We start from the raw sequence: 16340 nt of genomic DNA on the forward strand, positions 1-16340 counted from the left end.
AGTCGACGATAAAGGGACTTATCTGGATTCTATGCTTAACGATACCCATGATGGCGTGGCTTGTATCCGAAGGGGATATAAGCCACTACTTCACCGGGGTATCACCCAACGGCCAAGGGTTGTACGTTTTTTGTAAGATTGTGGGGTTATACGCCTATCTGTTTTTATGGCTGCACATCATGGCAGCGATGGTGAGAAACACCCTGTTTGAAGGTATCTTTCCAAGCTTTAATAAATCCCTACATCGTTTGATGGGTATTTCTCTATCGATCATGATGCTTGCGCACGCATTACTCTTTATGAGCGCGGTGAGTTTTCGTAAAGGCTCCGTATCGTGGGGCACCTTAGTCCCTAATTTTGCCGATTACTACCATACCTTGTTAGGTTTAGGCGTAACCGCACTCTGGTTGTTACCCGTATTAATCGTCACCGGTGTGTATACAGCGCGTAATCGAAGTGCGATCAATGCTCACCGCCTATCCTTTGTTATTTTTGCGATGATTTTTGTTCATGGTTTGGGGGTTGGCAGCGAGACAAAAAGCGGGCCCATGTTCTATCTGTATTGCACTACGGCCTTTAGTGTCGTTTTGGTTGGCTGTGTACGCTTGCTGTCAGTTAACCGTAAAGAGGCGTTTGCATGAAGGCTCTGATTCGCCGATGGGGCGCGCTTTGGTCACTGTGCTGTTGTTTGTGCATGAGCGTGCAGGCTTTAGCGGATGAGTCGATCTACTTCTTGGGGTACGAGCAGAACCAGTGGGTCATGCTTTATCGCCCGCTGGAATCTTCTGATTATCAGAAAGTAACCTTCGATGATGAGCCTCGTGAGCTGTATTACATTCCAACTGAGCAGCGAGTGCTGTACATCAATTCCAAGGCGCAATTAGTTGAGAAACCACTGTCAGGTGAAGAACGTGTGCTGCTTACCCCAAAGGGGAGCGATAGCTATGCTCAACCTGTGTATGACATAAACACGCAATCGGTGTTCATGGTTTATATGCCCTCTGGTGAGAGTTCAAAAGCGGATATCGTTCGGTATCAAAACAAGAAACTCACGCCGTTTATTCGCCAAGCATCTTCGCAGTTCGAACCCTATGTGGCAGAGGGTTGGCTGTATTATGGTAATGTCCATTGTGTGATCGATTGTGGAAAAATCATCCAAGAGGTATGGCGAAAGCACATCATCGGCGGACAAGCTGAACAGATCACCCTGCAACACCACATCGCCCGACAGCCTGTACTGAACGCTGATACACAGCAGTTATTGTTTATAAGTAACCGGAATGGTCCTTATCAAGTTTGGTCGCAGGATTTGGGATCCCTCGAAGCTTCGCAGTTAACGGAGTCTTCATCTCAAGAATCCGATGTGGCTGTTGATCAACAAGGGAATATTTACTTCCTATCCTATCAAGCCGGCCAACCAACACTGCAGATTTTCTCTCATCAAGCCTTGTCATCAGTACCGCTACCTAAGTCGGTTACATTAATTCGCAATGTAAGAGTTAACCCATGAAATATTTAATGGCTGTGTTCGGGCTTGTCAGCTCGTCGGTATTCGCCTCTTCTTTGACGGTTTCTCCTTTCGTCACAAATGAGTTTCAGCCCAGTAAAGGCGAGGTGTTCGAAATCCCGCTTACGTTGGATCAGGCAGCTCAGGTTTCAGTGGATATTTACACGCCTGATGGCGAGTTAATCCGCAAGCTTGCAGCCGATAGTGCGTTAGAGGCAGGTCAACAAGTCATTCAATGGGATGGAAAAGACAGTGAAGGGCATGTTGTACCCGATGAAGCCTATCAAGCCGTTTTGAGCGCTTCGTTTAAGGACGGCACCACAGAGAGAGTAGATCATCGTACGACAGGTGGAGAAGTACTAGAGAACTTAGCCATCAAACGCACCGATAGCCAAGACTTCACTTTCACGTTAAGTAAACCGGCCCGTGTATTGAGTCGAGTGGGAGTTAAAGGTGGCCCTTTACTGCGCACTCTTAACGGTTGGGACATCAAAAATGCGGGTGAAGTGTTAGTTAAGTGGGACGGTTACGATCAAGATAAAGTGATCAATATCAAGTCCAGATCGGATTGGGCGCTTATGGTAAGGGCGTATGCTCTTCCTGATAACGCCATTATTGTTAGCGGGCAACCGAGTGCTTCTTATCGAGCATACCGCAGCACTCTCAATCACCCTTCAAATGACAATGCTAAAGCCGAAAAAGTGGTATACGAGCGTGATGGAAAAGCCATAGAGCGACATTACTCCTTTCCAAAGGACTTGGAGGTCACGCCTGAGGTACAAGCGAAGTTTATTGATCAGGCAATTAATGATGATGGTGTTGCCGAGGTCACCTGCCCTTGCTACATCACTGTCGATATGAACGAGCAAGATAAAATACAGCTTCAAAATAGCTTCTACGAAATCGCATTTTTCTTAGATGGGGAATTTATCTCCGAGCAGGAACAAGGTTATGTTCCTATGAAGTGGAAATGGTCCCCAAGCTCGTCTGTTATTGATGATAAAGAGCACGTTCTGGTGATTAATGTGTCAGGCCTAAGAGGCGAAGTGGGTGTCAAATCTATTCCATTTAGGTTTAAGTCTGTAGATCATAACGCTCCGTAATATAAAGAAAAGCCCTCAACCGAGGTCTTTTCTTTACCATGAACTTCACATCAATAATCCACATTCAAAGAAAGCGTGAAGTTCCGAGGTGTGCCGTACGTGTTGTAAGTGTTGAGTCCACCTAAGCGCGTGTAATAGGTGCGATCCGTTAAGTTATCGGCGTTTAAGGTTAGGGATAAGTTAGGATTGATCATATACCTAGCCATTGCGCTGAGAATCGCGTAGCCGCCTTGGCGGCGAACTCCCCAACTACCTGTACCGGCCGAGCTTTCGCTCATGGCATTCATACCTAAGCCAAAGCTCAGACCTTCAAAACGACCAGAGCGCATATGATGCATACTCCAGAGCTTAAACGTGTGTCTGGGTTCCCATGTTGTGAAAGCTTCACCTTCGGAACTATCGTCCTTCGTGTATTCGGTATCTAACAATGTATAGCCCGCTTGGATATCCCAATTGGGGGTTGGATGCCCTACCAATTCGATTTCCCAACCGGTGCTCTCCACCTCACCACGACCTAAGTAATAACCGACATGGTCTGGATCCTCATAAGGGCGGTTGGTATCCCTTAGGCGAAACCAGGCAAGAGATGCATTTAATTGACCGTCTAGAAAGGCCGCTTTTAGCCCAACTTCCGTTTGTAGTCCGCTTCTAGGATCTAAGGTTGAGCCATCAAAACGCTCTTGGGTTTGAGGGATGAAGATATCGCTGGCACTGGCATAGACGGTCCAATTTGAGTCTAGATCCCAGAGGATGGCGCCATAGGGCGTAAACTCATCATCGGCTTTAGCGCCTTTTACCCAGTTGGAGGGCGTACCTGGGGAAGCTGTTCGTGATCGTGAATCGTATTGGCTAAAGCGCCCGCCAAGGACAAGGGTAAGAGGATCGGCTAGGCTGATTTTGGTTCGTCCATAAACACCGCTCTGGCGAACATCGGTTTTACCACCACGGTCGTATGCCAGATTAAAGTCAGGAACAAGATAGGACTGACCATAGAGGATATCGGTGATGCTGTCGGCATTCACACCTTCGTAGCTCTGGCTAAAGTTCTCGACGTTATAACCAATGAGCAGAGAGTGTGTTTGACCAAATAGCTCGAAAGGTCCGGTGGCATAGAGATCGATGGAGTTGCGCTCGTACTCATAATCTCGTTCACGGCGTCCATAGCTAATGGTGTCAGTTGTCGTATCGACGCCACTTCCCACATAACCATCTTTAAAGAAAAAGGTTTGCGGTCGGTGGCTAATTCGGGCCGTCAGTAACCAATCGTTCTTTGTTTGGTGGCTCGCTTGTGCGGTGTATTCTTCGGTTCTCCAACGTGAACGAGCCCAATCGGCGATCGGATTGTCTTTTCGTGATACTTCAAGTAAGGGGCCGTCAGACCATGCCGGTAATCCGTATGAACCAGCATCTGTGTGATCATTTTGAGCTGCGGCGCTGAACGTTAATTGTGTGCTGGGGCTTAGATCAAACTCAATGATGCCGTAGCCTAGCCATCGATCTGTATGCGTTTTCTCATAGAAATAGTCCCGATCGGTCATCGAAAGCACTGCACGTCCACGAAGGGTGCCACTGTCGTTCAACTTACCGGTTATGTCTAAGTCCGAGCGATAATTGCTCCAACTCCCAGCAGAAACCTTCCCAGAAAAAGCGAACTCCTCTTCGGCTTTTTTGCGTACAAGATTAACGACACCGCCTGGGTCGCCGCTGCCGGTTAAAATGCCTACGGGCCCTTTTAGAATATCCACTCGCTCGTACATGGGTGTATCAAACTGCTGAAAGCCAGATAAGGCGTTTGTGGCCGGAATACCGTCGTACATAACCCCTAAAGAGTAGCCGCGGGAGCGCATTTGGCTTTGTGTCGTATCGTTGGCGATTACCGTAACGCCAGTGGCTTGGTTGAGCACCTCCGGAATCGTGGTTAAGTTTTGATCTTGTATCCGCTGTTGCGTGATAACGGACACCGAATGGGGAACTTCGCGGCTGTCTTCGGCTTCTTTACCGCCCACGGATACTGGCGCTACATAGCTAGGCTTCTGACTGATAACAGATAATTCTGGCAGGCTTTCTTCGGTGTTATTCGACTTGTGATCGCTCCCATAGGCTGCATGACTGGCTGCAAGCGCTAAGGGGACAACCGTCAGGGGCACACGAGGGATAAAGCGTTTTTTCAGGGCGGCGTACATGCTCATTATGGATCTTCCACTTTTAAAGTGGCCGGATTATAACGGCGTGAATGGCCTGAATTTCCTGATGCGACGATATGTCACAGCGCGCGGAATAGGAGTTCCAGAAACGAAGAACCCCTTATGAGCGGGTTAGATGGCGTTGATTAGATCATATCCGCTTCGGTTGGCAATGTATTGATCGCGCCTTTTTTGGTGACTGCAAAGGCGCCGCAGCGGCTGGCAAACTCCAGCGTTGGGCGAAGTGCTTCTGGGGTTTTGCACAGCGTCATGAAGGCGGCGCGATCGATATCGGCTTTGGCCAATGACGAGAGCATCCCGCCGACAAAGGCATCGCCAGCGGCTGTGCTGTCGACCATTTTCACTTTCGGTGGGGTCACCTCGCCGTTACCTGCTTTGGTGTAGTACTTAAGCGGTTCGCCGCCATCGGTCACTAAGATGGCGCTGGTGCCGTTCTCGAGAATGCGAGCGATCACCGCTTCGGGGGGCTCTTCACCGCACAAGTATTCCAACTCTTCAGCGCATACCTTAAGCAAATCCACATACGGCATACAGCGCCATACGCTGCTAAACGCATCTTCGGTTTTGGGCCAGAGGTTATGGCGCAAGTTAACATCGAAACTGATCAAAAAGCCCGCTTCACGCGCTTTACGAACGCCCGCAATGGTCACATCGCGGATGCCACTAACGGTTAAGGTATTGGAGCAAAAATGGAACAGACCTGGCTCTTTAAACCACGCATCTTGAAACTCATCGGCGCGGAATAACAGATCCGCCGAGGCATCGCGGTAAAACTCAAAGCTGCGCTCGCCTTCGCTGTCCAAAGAGACAAACGCCAGCGCCGTTTTGGCTTCTTCCGTTTGCAGCATGTAATCGGTGTGCACCCGACAACCGTTGAGGGTGTCGATCAAGAAGTCACCAAACATATCTTTGCCCACTTTACCGGCAAAGTAGCTTGGCGCACCGAGTTTGCCGACGGCCGCCGCAACGTTAGCCGGCGCACCGCCTGGGAATTTGATGAAGGCTTCGTGGGTGTTATTGGACTCATCGGTCACAGTGGTCGAGAGCATATCAATCAATGCTTCACCAAAGGCGATCACCTTTTTCATGGAGGCTCCGTAAGCTTAACGACACAGTCGTATTCTTGTTATTGTCGCGTTCATCCGATGGGGGAACGTCTGCGGCTAAAGTCGCAAATTTTCCATTAAGCACGACACTTGTAAACACGAAATGAACAGAAACCTCGCTTTTTGTAACATTTGAAATAATCTTTAAGATAATCTGTGATATCACAGCGCAAAATACTATAAAACAGCTGTCAAAAGAGTATCAGGGGAGCCCAATGACCGAGGCGATGCGCCAACGGATTCTTGTCGTTGATGACGAGGCGGACATGCGCGAGTTACTGCAAGATCTGTTCGAAGATAACGGGTTTGTGGTCACCTGTGCGGCCAATGGGCAAGAGATGCGCGATGCGTTTAAGCGTGAGGCGCACTCCTTGGTGATCTTGGATCTTCGCTTAAAAGGGGAAGATGGCATGCTGTTAGCGCGCGAGCTTCGCGACATCTCCAGCATCCCGATCATGATGCTGACCGGAAAAGGCGATGAAACCGACCGGATCTTAGGGTTGGAGCTGGCCGCCGATGACTTCTTGATGAAGCCCTTTAATAACCGCGAACTGCTCGCCCGTGTGCGTGCGATGCTGCGCCGAACCACTCAGCTCAGTAAGCCCATTGCCCGTAAAGAGGACAAATTCAGCCACGAGCGCTTGTCCTTTGATGGCTGGGTCTTGGATCTGACCGCCCGCGAGCTGCTACGCCCAGATGGTGAATCCGAGTCACTGACCTATGGGGAGTTTGCCCTGTTGGAGGTGATAGTACGTTCGCCAAATCGCGCTTTCAGTCGAGATCAGCTTTTAGAAGCCACAAGAGGCCTCAATACCGATGTGTTTGATCGCACCATCGATGTGTTGATCCTGCGTTTACGTCGCAAAATCGAACCCAATCCGCGCCAGCCTACGTACATCCGCACAGAGCGCGGTGTTGGTTATGTGTTTCACGGCAACGTCATTCAGTGCTGATCATGCCAAGGTTCTGGACGTTTCAAAAACTACAGGCCAGAACCCGGCTGCTGCTAGCCTTTATCATTCTAACCGTCTCGGCCACCGGCCTTGCGGTGGTCGGCTGGCTTGGCCTGACCAACACCGGTCGTGCTCTTAGCGAGTTTGAGCGCGAGGCGCTGCCCAATATCTCGCGCTCCTTAGCACTGGCCGAGCGCACCGCAAACCTGGCTGCTGTTGCGCCCTATGTGGCGAACACCACCAGTCCATCCATGCTGAAATCGCTGAACAACACCTTGGAGGATAAGATCCAAACGGTGCTGGCGATGGCTAAGGATATCCCGGATCTTGATAAAGCCGCGCCCCAGCTGCGTACTTTGTTAAGCCGATTGGATACGACGATCTCGGAGTTGATCGATCTCACGCGTGAGCACCTGTTGCTCAAGGAAGATCTTCGCCAGATCGACTACCGGTTGGATCTCTTGAAAGAGCGTATCCGCGAAGGGCGGATGACCGAGGATTTAGCTCCGGCGACCATCACACGGCTCTTGTTGATGCTCGACCAATTAAGCACGGCGTCTGAACAGCCGGACATGGATCGACTCACCTTGCTGCAATCCACGTTCGCGCATGCGCTTGATCAGATGGGCGAAGAAGCTACGTTTGACCTCTCCCCGTTGCCCTCGCAGTTAGCGCCGTTGCTCAGTGAGTTTCAAGCGATTGGTGTCTCGCCCCGTAACGTATACGAGCTTCGCCATGATCAATTAGCGTTGCAGCATCGTCGGGCGTTTTTGCTGGCCTCGACCCGTGCGATCTCTGAACAGCTAAGTGCCGAAGTAAAACGCTTTGTCGATCGCGTTCAGGAGCAAACCGCGCAACAAAGTGACCGCGTGGGGCTTGCGGTGCAGTCGGGTAAAACCGGCATGTTGATCATCGCGATACTCTGCTTAATGGCCGCACTGGGCGGTATTTGGGTGGTACGCGAGCTGTCCCATCAGCTTGGGCAAGTCACATCCGTGATGACTCGATTGGCCGAAGGCGAGAAGTCTCTGCCGATGCCTGCGATTGAACGTAGCGATGAGATTGGCGCGTTGGCGCGGGCGTTCGCGGTGTTTCGTAACAATGCGGTCGAGATTGATCGGATCAGCCATAACCTCAAGGAGCAATCCCGCCTGCTTGAAACCATCTTCGATAACATGAACGATGGCCTCAGTGTGTTTGATGCGCACAACCGTTTAGTGGCGTGGAACCCGCAGTACGTGTCCTTGCTGGAGTTGCGAGAGAGCGATATCCACAAAGGGATGACGATGGAAACGATCCACTCGCAGTTATCAATTGAGGCGCAAGACAGCTGGGCGCTCGATGGCATGGCACTGGATCGGGACGAGGTAAACCAGCGGCGTAAGGTTCAAACGCAGCGTTTTGAGCGACGCTTCCCTAACGGCCGGGTGGTGGAGTTTCGTTCAAACCCGATGCCGGATGGCGGTTTTGTGACCCTGTACAGTGACCTGACCGAGCGTAAAACCATCGAAGCCCAGCTTCGCCAATCGCAAAAAATGGAAGTATTAGGCCAGTTAACAGGGGGCGTCGCGCACGACTTTAACAACCTGTTGGCGGCGATTTTTGGTAACTTACAACTGCTTGAAGACACCTTGGACCATCAAGGCAAAGCCTTTAAGTACGCGCAGCGTGCCCTATCCGCATCAGAGCGCGGTAAAGCCTTAACCCAGCGATTGCTGGCGTTCTCGCGCAAGCAGCATCTGCAACCGGAAGTTACCGATGTGGATGGCCTTATCGAAGGCATGATGGATCTGGTCGAATACAGTATTGATCCCTCCATCACGCTCGATTTGGCGCTTGATGCGAATCACGCATGGGTATCGGTGGACCCAGGGCAGTTGGAGAACGCGCTGCTCAATCTTGCGATTAATAGCTCCGCCGCCATGCAATCGGGCGGCACCTTACGCTTTAAGACCGAAGCGCTGCCTTCTTATCCGTTAAACGGCGTGATTACCGATGTGGTTTGCATCCATGTGTGTGATACCGGATGTGGCATCCCCGAAACCTTGCTGCGACGTGTTTTTGAACCGTTTTTTACGACCAAGCAGATCGGTGAGGGCAGTGGCCTTGGCCTTAGCATGGTGTACGGCTTTGTGAAGCAATCCCAAGGGGACATTAAAATCCACAGCACCGAAGGGCAGGGCACCGAGATACAAGTGCTACTGCCCACCGTTGCCGCGCCAGATCAAACCCAATCCGTGCCGCGACTGAGTGGCGAGCAACTCAAAGGACATGGCGAGACGATCTTACTGGTGGAAGATGACCCTCAAGTTCGACTCAGTGCCGAGGCTTTGTTGGATTCCCTCGGCTATCGCGTCATCGCAACCGGACACCCAAACGAAGCGCTGGCGGCCTTTAAAGAGCAACACCCCATCGATCTGATCTTTACTGACATCAACCTAGGCAATGCGATGAACGGCGTGGAGCTGGCCGATGCGGTGCATCAGATCGACCCATCCATCCCCGTACTTTTTACCTCGGGTTTGCAGCAACAGCAGTTGATTCAGCAGTACGGTGTGGCGGATCAGCGCATACTGGCCAAACCCTACACCCGCGAAGCGCTCGCCCAGATGCTGAGCGCGATCTTACCGCCACCTCAAGGAGCGATCTCATGACACCACTTATCCACAGGCTTACTCTGATCGCGGCCTTGGTTGGCTCCTCCATGGCCTTTGCCGAAACCCCCGCTGCGGATCCGCTCAAGCTGGACGAGTTAAAGATAGGTGTCTCGGTGTCTGACTTAAGTAACCCCTATTTCTCCTTCATTGGGCACGGCGCACAAGCCAAAGCCACAGAACTGGCGGGTGCTGGGGCCGAGGTGGTGTTGGTGTCCAGCGCCTATGATGTGGAGCGCCAAACTCATCAATTGGAGCAGTTTATTCAACAGCGGGTGGATCTGATCTTGATGTCGGCGGCGGTGTTCGATGCGTTTGAATCGGCTATCGACAAGGCGCACCAAGCGGGTATCAAGGTGATCGCCGTGGATGTCAACGCCAAAGGCGCGGATGCGACCGTCACCACCGACAACCCTCAAGCCGGCGAGATCGCCTGCGAACATCTGGCCCAGCGTTTAAACGGCAAAGGGCAGGTGGTGATCCTGAATGGCCCGCCGGTGTCTTCCATAATTGAGCGGGTGGAAGGGTGCAAACGGGTGCTGGCGAACTATCCAGAGATCGAGATCATCTCAACCGATCGAAACAGCGGCGGCTCACGCGAAGGCGGACTTGAGATGATGACTCATCTCTTGATGGAGTTTCCGCACATTGATGGGGTCTTTACCATCAACGACCCAGCCGCCATCGGCGCCGAAATGGCTGCACGACAGGCCGGGCGCGATGAATTTGTGATCGTCAGCATTGATGGCGCACCCTCAGTGGTGCAGCGAATGCAAAGCCAAGACTCCCTAATCGCCGCCACCGCGACTCAATCCCCAAGCCTGATGGCAAAATTAGCTGTTGAGGCCGGTGTAAAGCTGATGATTGAGCCACCCCTACAACACACCGAGATCCGCATTCCAGCACGACTCATCACGCCAGAGAACGCCTTGGAGGTATTGGAGAGTGGGGTTTGGTAAATCGCTAGATTCCGCACGGCCTGTGTGGTAGAAAACACACCCGAAAAAATATCAATGGATGATAAGAGGTAGGCAATGAAGCCGTTAACGTACCCCAATTGGTTTAGACACCTGGCTGTTTTTATTGGTTTCTTATGCCAATTAGCGGCCATCGGCATCGTGGCGTATGCCATATTCCTGATCTACCTGTTTTTTAAATCAGAAGAGCAACTAGCGTACGCGGGTAACGTGTTATCTCAGCTGGTGGATTACTTTCGTAGCCTTCTGGATGGGGATGTGGTGACCTTGCGGTTTTCCACACCGGCAGAATTGCAGATTGGCATCATGGTGTTGATCGTTTTCTACGGATTGCACCTGTTCACTCGCGGAGTGGGCTTGTTGTTCAGCTTGCCTTGGTTCGTGTTCCAATTTGGCACTAACCTAACGAAGGTCTTCTTTAAGCCGATTCAAGAGCCTTCCGCTTCAGAGAAACCGTCAATTGAAGCATCAAAAGATGAGGCTCAAAAGCCGTCCTCGGTTAAGTCATTTGTTGAATAATTAAGTGAGCTTAACGGCATGAGAAAAATCGTAATGTTCGTCGCGCTTGCTCTTTCCAGTGTAAGTTATGCCGGAACACTCAGTTGGGATGAGAGTCAAGAACGCATACTTGCAGAAGTGAATAAGGGCGACATGTCTAAAGCTTGGTGTCTTGCATGGCCCTATATAGAGTCCAAGGACCCTGATGCGTTAGCAGAGGTCGCGGGCGGTTTGATTACAAGGTCTTTTCGACCCACTGACCATCCGCAAGATACCTTTGAGCACCTTCGCTTAACGTTCATTCTGTCGTTTCAAGCCATAGCTGAAAATGACCCCTCAGAGTTGGATCCTTTCTACCTTAATGTTGTGCGGAAGTTTCTGGACAGTGAATGGTTCAGCTCCGATGCGCGAAAGAGTCGAGCTTGTTTGAGTGATTCAGAGCAAGATTATGCATCGTGCTTGGAACTGGCACGAGAGGCAAATTTACTGCCTACTTGGGAACAGTTTGTCTCAGAGCAACAAGAACGGTGCCGCTAAACCCAATATCGATTTGCCGCCGTTAAAACCGTATTTCCTTGCGGTGCAACTAAGCGTGGAGATCGTAAGATCTCCACTTTTGGATTACAGGTGAGGTGGCTATGGGCTGTCGGGTACCTCAATTTGGGTGCATGTATTATCCACACAATTTCCCAATTCTTTCAGATTTGCCCAAAGTACTTCTTTATCCAGCCATATAGAGAATAGAGGGGGAGTCAATGATACGGTTTCCCCGCTGTGCGATGTCATCGATATCTTACGGATGTCTGACGTTACAGTGTTCACTTCATGAAAAGCCCAAGATCTATACTCAAACCCTGCAAAGGACTGACTGATTGAAAGGCTGTTTGTAGAAATTTTCACGCTGTAGAGTGTTGTTAACGATAATAAAATTAGAAATGCTTGAGCTAAGTAAATTGATATGGCTTTTTTTTTCATATTGGTTATACATAAAAAAAGTGCCAAGGCTATTATTGCTACTTGCAAGTAAGTGTTACTGGAAAAATTAGTATCCAGTAATGAAAAGTCGGGCAATACCTTGTCCATATTGCTGTGGAAAATAAAAGCTATCAATAGAACATAGATGATAGTAAGTATTTTATTCATACCGAAATCCAATTCCTGTAATGTTGGTTTCATTTTTATTAGAACCTGGTTCGATAAGTACCTTTCCATCTAAAATTAAACTAACAGAGTCACTTCCATCTAAATAAATAGCAGAGTCTAAGTTAAGATTGGACATGATTGTTCTGAAACCGAAGATATTGATTCCGCTACTGCCGTTAGGTTGTATTATTATACAGAGTGTGCGGTTTTTTTTGTTAAACCCAATAGCTATTTTCCCTACAGGATCAGGCAAACCTAACATGGATGAAAATCGACTATTGCTTCTCTGGACTAAGTATTTTTGGAATTTTATAGCTGGCTCGCCTTTTTCAGGGGCTGCGTCTTGTTCGGGATTGTAAACATTAAAATCACCAAATTTTAAATTATTGATGATTAGCGGCCCTGCGTTACCAATCGCTGAGTCAGCGTCTGTGGGTGCAAAACCTTTTCCGAATACATATTTAATGTCTCGATCTTTATAATTAGCAATAAAATACATATTTGACGTTTGGCCAGCGATGACTTTTTTCTTTCTTACAATCCTGCCCTGTTGTATAACATCATCGATATCTACAGGATCGCTACCCATAAGAGCATCAACTTTTCCTGCATTTGTTAAAGAATAAGTTGGGCCATTGATAATGATGTCATAACGGCTATCTTTATAAGCATTTACGGATGATTCCATGAACAGCTCTCCTTGTGAACGAAGGAAAGGTTCCATTGAAACTCCTTGGTTCATGGAAAGAATATATAAAGGTCCACCTGATGATAAAGATGCTCGAAAGAAACCTACTTTTTTGTCACTTGAAGCAGCTACAATTTTTGACCAAAGTTTAGGATCATCTAAGCTGATATGGATAGCACTACTTAAAGACTTAGACATGTTCTTCTCCTTGAACTATTACACTTTAATTGTCACCTACATCCTGTAGATGATCGATAATCTATCATAAAACCAATATGCAGTAAATGTCTCACTAAAATAGATGTATGCATAGTAATTTTGTCGTTTTTTATTAAGACCAAATAATATCACCTGTTTTTGAAAATTCATATGAACGTCTAACTATATCAATATCATATAAGTTGAAACTGAACTTGTTTTTTACTTTTACTAACACAGTTTCTTGAGGTTCTATTATATTGTCGGCGGCATTTTTATCTAATGCAAAATTTATCCCGCCGTCAAAAGCAGAGCTTGGATAGACTATGCAATTTATATTGGGTTTATATTTCATTATTGATTCTATTAGTGCGTTGGTGTGTAAATATTTTATAGTGTCGCTTTCTGAGTAGCTATAATTCATGATGCTGCTTAATAATTTGTCTAAATAAATGAGGCTTATTTCTATGTCTTGTGTTTTCATTAGTTTTAAGTATATTTCATTTAATTTTTTGTTTGTATCTTTATTGAATAAATTGGTTTTTCCTTTTCCGTGGAGATTGCTATATTCTCCTAAAACGAAACTTTCTAATTGGTTTTCATGCTTTATCTTATACTTAATAAGATGTGCATATTGACCTGGCTGAGCATTGATTTCGGCTAATGCTATATGGTGATTGTATGCAGTGTATAGCATTTGCTTATTAGGTTGGTTATACCTATTAGGTACCTTTAATACATCTGTCGGGGGGATATGAAGGTCACGAAAGTTATTGTATCCCTCTAAACCACATTCTTTATCACTTCTTCCTCTCCATAATTGGAAATCACCATTTATAGGAAAGTTTAAAAGGATCTTGCTATTATATTCCACCAATTTTTGTATTTGTTCTTTTACATAAGTAGTGTCGTTAGATTTAAAAATTGAATTTCTAATGTCTTCTAGTTCATTTATGCTTGGTAGATTAATTTTTTCCATTAGCTATAATTCTCATACGCAATTGTAGTAGTTAAAGACTATAAGCTATATCCTGTTCACACCCAATACCGATTCGACGCTTGTTCTATCCCGTATTTCCGGATCCATCGATACACCGTGGGTCTGGAGACATTGAGTAAGCGCGCGGCTTCACTCACATTCCCATCGCATTGGCGTAAGGCGCTTTGTAGCTGAGTAAACTCGTTGCCTAAAGGTTCGCTGTGTTGCTCGGTTTGATCGATGCTTTTTTCGGCTTGATGTTCTGGGGGCATAGGGCCATAAGGTTGGCATTCGTCCGGTAGATCTTGCACCGTGATTTCGATGCCATCGCAGGTGGCTTCGGCAAAGCTTAGGGCATTAACCAGTTGGCGTATATTTCCAGGCCATTGATACGCCAGCAAAGCGCTCATGGCATCGCCTCGAAGGTGCAGTGTGCGGTTGCCGGTGCGCTTTACAATCTGAGCCAATACGGTGTTGATCACATACTGTTTGTCCGCGCGGTGTCGAAGGGCGGGGAGTTTCAGAGTGGCGCCGTTTAAGCGGTAAAAAAGATCCGAGCGGAAATGCCCGGTTTCTATCAAGGCGTGTAAATCGCAATGGGTGGCCGCAATCACTCGACAATCCACTTTTACCGCTACCCGACTGCCAAGGGGGACAACCTCACCTTCAGCCAGCACACGCAATAAGCGCGTTTGCAGATGCAGCGGCATATCGCCAATCTCATCCAAAAACAGAGTCCCGCCATCGGCTTGCTCGATTAAGCCCTTTGCTCCTTTGGCGCGCCCACCAGTAAAGGTGCCGGGTGCGTAACCAAAGAGCTCGCTTTCAATTAAGGATTCCGGGATGGCAGCGCAATTGACCGCTATAAAGGGACGCTCTGCCCGAAGGCTAGTATCGTGAATGGCACGGGACAGCAGCTCTTTGCCTGTGCCGGTCTCTCCTAGTATTAATAAGCTAACATCCCGATTGCGTAAGCGTTTTGCCAAGGTCAGTGTGCGGCGCATGGATGGATCATCGCAGGCCAAGGTATCCAGTTGGGCAATCGCCTCTTCCTTGGTCGGTTCTTGTGTGTGAGGGCGCTTTTTAGGTTCAATCAAGCTGCCAAATATAGGCTGATTGAGTCCGGTGGCACGAAAAGCTTGTACACCGTCTTTTTGTAAACGTTGAATACTGAGTAGATCTTGCCATTCGCAATCAAGACGCTCATGCAGAAAGCTCCCTTTTAAGGCGGTAGGCGTGGTGGTGTTATCGGTTAAAAACCGTCTGGCCAAGGTGTTGGCCGCCAAGATGCGGCCCTCTTCATCTAACGCCACGAGCCACTGCCCATTCACTTGAACAAACTCCCGCGAGGGGCCTGCCCGAAATACATGCGCGTGGCGGTATCGTCTTAAAAAGTACGCATCTTCGATCATTTGGGCGTACAGCTCGGTTAGGTGCAGTGCAAACTGCTGGCTGTCCCTATCCACCGAGGATCGCAACGCCGAAATATCGAGTACGGCTAACAGATTGCCGTCAGGGTCGCGGATCGGTGCGGCGGTGCAGGTTAAGTTGATGTGACTCGCATCAAAATGATCAATCTGATGACACGTTAGGGCCGCTTGCTCTTGAATACAGGTGCCGACCGCACAGGTGCCTGCGTAGCGCTCGCTCCAATCTGCGCCAAGGTAGAGGCCGGCTTTTCGCAAGGGGCGGTCGTTGTGTCGATCACCTAAGTATTGAACGGTAATGCCGCGGTGATCCGTCAATAATAGGACATAACCAAAGTGCGCTATGTGCTGGTACAGCTGCTCAACACCGGCGCGGGCAACGTTGAGAAACTCATCCACACCGCCTTGATGCTCTTTAAGGGTTTGATGCGTCACGATGCGGGCCGGTCTTGGCTGGGAAGGGTCCAAACCGTAATCGGTTAAACATCGGTGCCAAGAGCGCCCAATAACGCTTTTGGGTAAGGTTGGGCTGTGTTGCACGGCCTCCACAAAATGGAGGATCGAATCCACGTGATGACGCTGGCGCTGAAGCTCTGTCATGAGAAGTCCTTTTTAATCGGTATCTATTATTTTTATCCGATGCCTCCAGTCTAAACACAGGCGTTTGGGTTTGTCATCTGTCTGTTTTTCATCCAACACAGGGCGTTACAGGTGTAACACGGGAGTAAGCTTTGCGTTACAGGTCTGTATCAGGTGTAACGGTTTTATTCGTTGCTGGATTCAGTGCGTTAAGTTGATGATCTATTTGTAAAATCCCATTAGATCAATGGGTTGTGGATGAGCTTGTGATGCAACTTTGGTCGTTGGCATACGCGTTGCTCTGATCCTGTTATCGGGCGTGTT

Annotated in this window: 14 protein-coding genes; 8 read left to right on the forward strand and 6 right to left on the reverse strand. The window is 48.7% G+C overall.

Translation table 11 applies throughout. The features are described 5' to 3' along the window. Window positions 1-47 precede the first annotated feature (47 nt). Genes ACXAF9_RS12035 through ACXAF9_RS12045 form a run of 3 tightly spaced genes read left to right on the forward strand, consistent with a single transcriptional unit; the run spans window position 48 to window position 2610 of the window. Complete coding sequence (locus tag ACXAF9_RS12035) at window positions 48-641, forward strand: hypothetical protein (RefSeq protein ID WP_475074437.1); 594 nt, start codon at window positions 48-50, stop codon at window positions 639-641. Then, on the forward strand, window positions 638-1510 hold the full coding sequence (locus ACXAF9_RS12040; RefSeq protein ID WP_475074440.1) for a TolB family protein: 873 nt from the start codon (window positions 638-640) through the stop codon (window positions 1508-1510). The genes ACXAF9_RS12035 and ACXAF9_RS12040 overlap by 4 nt, the downstream gene beginning before the upstream one ends. Next, a complete protein-coding gene (locus tag ACXAF9_RS12045) occupies window positions 1507-2610 on the forward strand; it encodes a FlgD immunoglobulin-like domain containing protein (RefSeq protein WP_475074442.1) in 1104 nt (367 codons plus the stop codon). The genes ACXAF9_RS12040 and ACXAF9_RS12045 overlap by 4 nt, the downstream gene beginning before the upstream one ends. A 50-nt stretch (window positions 2611-2660) precedes the next feature. Here the strand turns inward: ACXAF9_RS12045 and ACXAF9_RS12050 are convergent, their stop codons facing one another. Next, complete coding sequence (locus tag ACXAF9_RS12050) at window positions 2661-4799, reverse strand: TonB-dependent siderophore receptor (RefSeq protein WP_475074444.1); 2139 nt, start codon at window positions 4797-4799, stop codon at window positions 2661-2663. A gap of 140 nt (window positions 4800-4939) precedes the next feature. Beyond that, on the reverse strand, window positions 4940-5902 hold the full coding sequence (locus tag ACXAF9_RS12055) for a carbohydrate kinase family protein (protein ID WP_475074447.1): 963 nt from the start codon (window positions 5900-5902) through the stop codon (window positions 4940-4942). 233 nt (window positions 5903-6135) lie between these two features. Here ACXAF9_RS12055 and ACXAF9_RS12060 point away from each other — a divergent pair, with 233 nt between their 5' ends. The 5 genes from ACXAF9_RS12060 (at window position 6136) to ACXAF9_RS12080 (ending at window position 11539) form a co-directional block, all read left to right on the forward strand. Beyond that, window positions 6136-6873: a response regulator gene (locus ACXAF9_RS12060; protein ID WP_475074450.1), complete on the forward strand. Its 738-nt coding sequence runs from the start codon at window positions 6136-6138 to the stop codon at window positions 6871-6873. A 2-nt stretch (window positions 6874-6875) separates the two neighbouring features. Beyond that, window positions 6876-9527: a PAS-domain containing protein gene (locus tag ACXAF9_RS12065; protein WP_475074453.1), complete on the forward strand. Its 2652-nt coding sequence runs from the start codon at window positions 6876-6878 to the stop codon at window positions 9525-9527. Further along, entirely contained in the window at window positions 9524-10486 is a 963-nt protein-coding gene (locus tag ACXAF9_RS12070; RefSeq protein ID WP_475074456.1) for an ABC transporter substrate-binding protein, read from the forward strand. The genes ACXAF9_RS12065 and ACXAF9_RS12070 overlap by 4 nt, the downstream gene beginning before the upstream one ends. A gap of 75 nt (window positions 10487-10561) precedes the next feature. Further along, a complete protein-coding gene (locus tag ACXAF9_RS12075; protein WP_475074460.1) occupies window positions 10562-11023 on the forward strand; it encodes a hypothetical protein in 462 nt (153 codons plus the stop codon). 18 nt (window positions 11024-11041) lie between these two features. After that, on the forward strand, window positions 11042-11539 hold the full coding sequence (locus ACXAF9_RS12080) for a hypothetical protein (RefSeq protein WP_475074463.1): 498 nt from the start codon (window positions 11042-11044) through the stop codon (window positions 11537-11539). A gap of 99 nt (window positions 11540-11638) precedes the next feature. Here the strand turns inward: ACXAF9_RS12080 and ACXAF9_RS12085 are convergent, their stop codons facing one another. From ACXAF9_RS12085 to ACXAF9_RS12100, 4 genes are all read right to left on the reverse strand, one after another. Next, window positions 11639-12145 carry a hypothetical protein gene (locus ACXAF9_RS12085; RefSeq protein ID WP_475074465.1) on the reverse strand — a complete coding sequence of 169 codons (507 nt, stop codon included), beginning with the start codon at window positions 12143-12145 and terminating at the stop codon, window positions 11639-11641. Next, a complete protein-coding gene (locus ACXAF9_RS12090) occupies window positions 12138-13031 on the reverse strand; it encodes a phosphodiester glycosidase family protein (protein WP_475074469.1) in 894 nt (297 codons plus the stop codon). The genes ACXAF9_RS12085 and ACXAF9_RS12090 overlap by 8 nt, the downstream gene beginning before the upstream one ends. 133 nt (window positions 13032-13164) lie before the next feature. Beyond that, complete coding sequence (locus ACXAF9_RS12095) at window positions 13165-14010, reverse strand: hypothetical protein (protein ID WP_475074472.1); 846 nt, start codon at window positions 14008-14010, stop codon at window positions 13165-13167. A 56-nt stretch (window positions 14011-14066) separates the two neighbouring features. Further along, window positions 14067-16037, reverse strand: coding sequence for a sigma-54-dependent Fis family transcriptional regulator (locus ACXAF9_RS12100; protein WP_475074474.1), 1971 nt, complete (start codon window positions 16035-16037; stop codon window positions 14067-14069). Between the last annotated feature and the right edge of the window lie 303 nt (window positions 16038-16340).

This window comes from Neptunomonas sp. ABH4_499 (assembly GCF_056160565.1).